Consider the following 5,780-nt stretch of genomic DNA (forward strand, 5'->3'; position numbering starts at 1 on the left):
CAGGCAAAGGCTGTTAACTTCGGAATTGTGTACGGAATTAGTGACTTCGGATTGTCTCAAAACCTTGGAATTACAAGGAAGGAAGCGGGAAATTTTATTGAGCGCTATTTTGCAAGCTTCCCAGGTGTTAAGGAATATATGGAAGATATCGTTGAGGACGTCAGACAAAAAGGCTATGTATCAACACTTCTTCAAAGAAGAAGATACATTCCAGAAATTACGGCCCGTAATTTTAATGTTCGCAGCTTTGCTGAAAGAACGGCAATGAATACTCCTATTCAAGGTAGTGCTGCCGATATCATCAAGAAAGCAATGATTGATATGGCGGCGAGAATTAAAGAAGAAAAGCTTCAAGCGAAATTGCTTTTACAAGTACATGATGAATTAATTTTTGAGGCTCCAGAAGAAGAAATAGAGATATTGAAAAAGATTGTACCAGAAGTAATGGAAAATGCCATTTCCTTAAAAGTACCATTAAAGGTCGATTATGAGTACGGCAAGACCTGGTATGATGCGAAGTAGATAAGGATGTGATCAGATGCCGGAATTACCAGAGGTCGAAACCGTTAGGCGAACACTAACCCAGCTTGTAAATGGAAAGACAATCAATCATGTGAAAGTACTTTGGCCAAAAATCATCAAAAAACCAGATGAGCCCGAACAATTTTGTGATGCTCTACGTGGTCAAACCATTCATGATGTAGATAGACGAGGTAAGTTTTTAAAGTTTATATTAGATGATTATGTAATGGTTTCGCATTTACGCATGGAGGGCAGATATGGTCTTTATGATAAAGATGAACCATTTGATAAACATACCCATGTGTTATTTACTTTTACAGATGGAACTGAGCTACGCTATCGAGATGTTCGGAAGTNNNACGATGCATTTATTTAGTAAAGGTGAAGAGGAGAGGAGTCTTCCTTTATCTCAATTAGGTCCCGAACCATTTTCGCAAGAATTTACACTGAAATATTTAGAAGAAAAGCTTTCAAAGACGAATCGAAAAATAAAAGTTGCATTACTTGATCAAACAAATGTCGTTGGTCTTGGGAATATTTATGTGGATGAAGCATTGTTTAGAGCAGGGATTTATCCTGAACGTGAAGCAAATTCCCTGACTAAAAAGGAAATGAAGAAACTCCATCATGAAATCATTCAAACATTGAATGAGGCTGTTGAAAAGGGTGGTAGTACAATCCGTTCTTATGTTAACACACAGGGTGAGATCGGGATGTTCCAATTACAGCTTTATGTTTATGGTCAAAACGGAAAAGCATGCCAAACATGTGGAACAGAAATCGAAAAAACAGTTGTCGGCGGAAGAGGCACCCACTACTGCCCAAAATGCCAAAAGAATAAAAAGAAAATAAAATAGTGTTAAAATCAATGAGTCAGTATAATCCGACATTTTGACGTCCAGGGGACATTTCACACGGGATGGGCTCCCTCCATATACTTATCTTATAACGATAGGAAGGAGACCTACGAGATGTCCCAGTTCGCGTCACTCATTTTATTAGCATTTGCAGTTAGCTTGGATAGTTTTAGTGTTGGTTTCACATACGGTATGAGGAAAATGAAAATACCATTTAAATCAATCATTATAATAGCCTGCTGTTCAGCCGTAACGATGGCGGCTGCGATGGGGTTGGGTAAGTCAATTGCACTCTTTGTATCACCTGTAATCGCCGACAGGCTTGGTGGTATCGTACTCGTATTAATTGGAGCTTGGGTATTGTTTCAGTTTTTTCGCCCAACATCCCAAGCACCGGAACTTAATGAAGAAAAACTACTAGTTAAGGTTGAAATAAAATCACTCGGACTTGTTATCAATATTTTAAAGAAGCCCATGGTTGCCGACCTTGACAAATCAGGAACGATTACCGGTCTTGAAGCCTTTTTACTTGGTCTTGCCCTTTCGCTTGATGCTTTCGGTGCAGGAATCGGTGCTGCTTTATTAGGTTTTTCTCCGTGGGTAATGGCATTGTTGGTTGCCTTGATGAGCTCACTTTTTGTTTATATGGGTATTAAAGGTGGATCCGTTTTTTCAAAGAAAAAATGGATACAGAAATTTTCATTTTTACCGGGAATTTTATTGATATTAATTGGAATATGGAAATTCTAAAAAACATGGGGGATCAAATACGTGGCTTTAACAATCGGATTAACAGGTGGAATTGCAAGTGGAAAAAGTACAGTATCACAGATGTTTAAAGAAGTTGGAATTGTTGTAATTGATGCAGATGTTATTGCACGTAAAGTTGTTGAGGTTGGCGAAGAAGCATACGAACGAATTGTTCAATCATTTGGTGAAGACATTTTATTACCTGACAAGAAGATTGACCGTCCGAAGTTAGGATCGATCGTCTTTTTCAGTGAAGAAAAACGTCTTTTATTAAATTCAATTGTTCATCCAGCCGTTCGTAAACAAATGCTAAAGGAAAAGGAAGAACATATTAATAACGGTGAAGAATCAATTATATTGGATATACCATTATTGTTTGAAAGTAAATTAACTTCATTAGTCGATCGAACTCTCCTTGTTTATGTGGATTATGAGACACAGTTAGCGCGCCTCATGAAACGTAATAATCTTAACAAAGAAGATGCAGAGGCCAGGATTCAATCACAAATGCCGCTTAAGGACAAAATAGAGCTTGCCGATTCTGTAATTGATAATTCTGGTACAATAGAAGCTACAAAGAAACAATTTCATGAAATTTGTAAACAATGGGGTATTCAAAATAAGATGTCATAACGTAAAAAAACAAGGTGTCTCAAATGCTGAGATGCCTTTTTACATGCTTGAAAACAGGTGTGGAATATTCAAAAGACGTATAAGTAACCATTTTTAATAAAATATAGAATAAAAGTGTTACATATCCAATCCAATGTGCTATACTATTTATAAATATTGAACATAAGTAGTATAACATATATCCTGGAGGGGTTGTAATGAAGCCAAGAATCGCAATTAATGGATTTGGCCGTATTGGAAGAATGGTATTTAGAAAAGCAATTATGGAGGATTCATTAGAAATAGTTGCAATCAATGCGAGCTACCCTGCTGAAACGCTAGCACATCTAATAAAATACGATACAAACCATGGAAAGTTCGAAGCGGAAATTATTCCCGAAGAAGCCTCTTTATTGGTGAATGGAAAGCGCGTTCAGCTTTTAAACTCGCGTGATCCTTTAGAGCTTCCTTGGAAAAAATTAAATATAGATATTGTGATTGAGGCAACAGGAAAGTTTAACTCAAAGGAAAAAGCAAACCTACATTTACAAGCAGGTGCGAAAAAAGTAATCTTAACAGCACCTGGTAAGAATGAAGATATTACAATCGTAATGGGTGTTAATGAAGAAAAATATGATCATGACAATCATCAGATAATATCAAACGCATCCTGCACAACAAATTGTTTAGCACCGGTTGTAAAAGTGTTAAATGAACAGTTTGGAATTGTAAACGGTTTAATGACAACCGTTCATGCCTATACAAATGATCAAAAAAATATTGATAATCCACATAAGGATTTAAGAAGAGCAAGGGCTTGTGCTCAATCTATTATTCCTACATCAACCGGAGCGGCAAAAGCATTATCACTTGTATTGCCGGAACTGAAAGGAAAATTGCATGGAATGGCACTTCGCGTTCCAACTCCAAATGTATCATTAGTTGATCTAGTTGTAGATATTGAGCGAGATGTGACAGTTGAAGAAATTAACGAAGCTTTTATTACGGCATCTGTAGGATCATTAAAAGGAATTTTGGATTTTACAACTGAACCACTTGTTTCGATTGATTTCAATACAAATCCACATTCCTCAACTATTGATGGCCTTTCTACGATGGTTATTGGGGATCGTAAGGTAAAAGTATTAGCTTGGTATGATAATGAATGGGGATATTCTTGTAGAGTTGTAGATTTGGTTAAATATGTAGGCGCTAAAATCATCCAAAAAACTGAAGTAAAAATAGGCTAACTATAGGCTAATTTGAAAACCTTCCCAAATCGCGGGAAGGTTTATTTTTAAAATGATAAAAGTTATTGCTAAAAGTATATAAACAAAGTATACTAGTTTTCGTGAACTTCTTAAAAGCTTATGCTTTTGTAGCTACTTAAAGGGTTAGGACCTCTCTGGACTAACTTTCCCCCGTGGTAGTTATGCTCATGCTTTACGCGAAGAACTCACCTAAATTATGGTATGAGGGGGAATAACTGAATTATGGAAACTATGGGACGTCATGTAATCTCAGAATTATGGGGTTGCGATTTTGAAAAATTAAACGACATGCAAGGTATTGAAGAAACTTTTGTTCAGGCAGCACTAAAGTCAGGTGCAGAAATTCGTGAGGTAGCATTTCACAAATTTGCTCCACAGGGAGTAAGTGGTGTCGTGATCATTTCGGAATCACATCTAACGATTCACAGTTTTCCTGAACATGGATACGCAAGTATTGATGTTTACACATGTGGAGATTTAGATCCGAATATTGCAGCAGATCATATTGCAGAGGCACTTTGCGCACAAACTCGCGAGAACATTGAACTACCACGTGGAATGGGTCCAGTACAAGTAAAGCCAGCGCAAGTTAAAGTACTTTAAAAATATATAGGAATCATCTAAAATAGTAAGAGGTGTATTAATTACACCTCTTTTTTTACATTTTGAACTTATTTTATAATGATATATAGAGTTAAATAAGGAGTGGAATAAATGGGATTGCAAACGTTTTTTTCGAATCACAGTGAAACTAGAGACAAACATTCGGACGAGCTTTTAAAAAGTCATTATTATAAAACAACAAACAAAAAAGCAATCGAAGCAGTAAAAAAGATTATAAACAATTTAGATGGCTACCATATCAACTCTGTGTCAGAAGAACGCGGAGAAATGAGTATCTCAATCAAAAAAGGAAGAAAAGCCTTTGTTGTAGCAACCATCGTATCCGTTAGACCATTTGAAACTGCAATTGACTTTGCCGTAACAACAGAAACAATATTGCTACCAATCGACTTTGGCTATAGCCGAAAGGTAATCACGAATCTATATCAACACCTAGATAAAGAATTACCTCTTATTGGAAAGGGAGAATCGTAAGAAGAGTAGTAAAAACCCTTGTCCTATAAAAATCTTTCTTATAAGATGAATACATAGAGATCTCCGAGGAAGGAGTGTTACCAATGAGATGCCCTACATGTCATCATAATGGAACAAGAGTGTTGGATTCACGTCCCGTTGATGATAGTCGTTCAATCCGTAGAAGACGTGAATGTGAAAAATGCCAATATCGTTTTACAACATTTGAAAAGGTCGAAGAAATTCCTTTAATTGTGGTTAAAAAAGAAGGAACGCGTGAGGAATTCAGCAGGGAAAAGATGCTGCGCGGACTTATTAAAGCATGTGAAAAACGTCCGGTTTCCTTAAAGCAATTAGAGGATATCACCCATGAGGTTGAAAAGGAACTTCGAAGTCAAGGGATTGCGGAAGTGAAAAGCGATGAGATTGGTGAGTATGTAATGAATCATTTGGCGAAAGTGGATGAAGTGGCATATGTTCGTTTTGCATCTGTATACCGTCAGTTTAAGGATATAAATGTATTTATTGATGAATTAAAGGAATTAATTAAACGGGAACGCTAAGGGCTTAAGAATCTTTTTAAGCTCTTTTTTTAAACGAAAGCGTAAGGAGCCCGGATGGAGGAACATCGACTAACTACCGCCACGTCCTGTGGCGAACGTCGATGTCAGCACTTCCTGTGCAAGTCAAG

Annotated in this window: 7 protein-coding genes and 1 pseudogene (1 of these 8 cut by a window edge); all 8 read left to right on the forward strand. The window is 36.9% G+C overall.

The features are described 5' to 3' along the window. Positions 1 to 522, forward strand: part of the annotated coding region (gene polA / locus V7147_RS08295) for a DNA polymerase I (RefSeq protein ID WP_335367381.1) (this coding region is incomplete at its 5' end). The annotated region extends 2,020 nt beyond the left edge of the window; 522 of its 2,542 annotated nt are in view. 16 nt (positions 523 to 538) lie between these two features. Next, positions 539 to 1,379, forward strand: a pseudogene (gene mutM, locus V7147_RS08300) (DNA-formamidopyrimidine glycosylase). 114 nt (positions 1,380 to 1,493) lie between these two features. Next, positions 1,494 to 2,129: a sporulation membrane protein YtaF gene (gene ytaF, locus V7147_RS08305; protein WP_438824569.1), complete on the forward strand. Its 636-nt coding sequence runs from the start codon at positions 1,494 to 1,496 to the stop codon at positions 2,127 to 2,129. A 21-nt stretch (positions 2,130 to 2,150) separates the two neighbouring features. Beyond that, complete coding sequence (coaE, locus tag V7147_RS08310) at positions 2,151 to 2,762, forward strand: dephospho-CoA kinase (protein WP_335367382.1); 612 nt, start codon at positions 2,151 to 2,153, stop codon at positions 2,760 to 2,762. 197 nt (positions 2,763 to 2,959) lie between these two features. Next, positions 2,960 to 3,991 carry a glyceraldehyde-3-phosphate dehydrogenase gene (locus V7147_RS08315; RefSeq protein WP_335367383.1) on the forward strand — a complete coding sequence of 344 codons (1,032 nt, stop codon included), beginning with the start codon at positions 2,960 to 2,962 and terminating at the stop codon, positions 3,989 to 3,991. Positions 3,992 to 4,234: 243 nt separating this feature from the next. Then, on the forward strand, positions 4,235 to 4,615 hold the full coding sequence (gene speD / locus V7147_RS08320; RefSeq protein ID WP_335367384.1) for an adenosylmethionine decarboxylase: 381 nt from the start codon (positions 4,235 to 4,237) through the stop codon (positions 4,613 to 4,615). A gap of 111 nt (positions 4,616 to 4,726) precedes the next feature. Continuing rightward, on the forward strand, positions 4,727 to 5,110 hold the full coding sequence (locus V7147_RS08325) for a cytosolic protein (protein ID WP_335367385.1): 384 nt from the start codon (positions 4,727 to 4,729) through the stop codon (positions 5,108 to 5,110). 83 nt (positions 5,111 to 5,193) lie between these two features. Next, on the forward strand, positions 5,194 to 5,652 hold the full coding sequence (gene nrdR, locus V7147_RS08330; RefSeq protein WP_335367386.1) for a transcriptional regulator NrdR: 459 nt from the start codon (positions 5,194 to 5,196) through the stop codon (positions 5,650 to 5,652). Positions 5,653 to 5,780 lie beyond the last annotated feature (128 nt).

This window comes from Bacillus sp. JJ1521 (assembly GCF_036965165.1).
Lineage (GTDB): Bacteria > Bacillota > Bacilli > Bacillales > Bacillaceae_L > Ferdinandcohnia.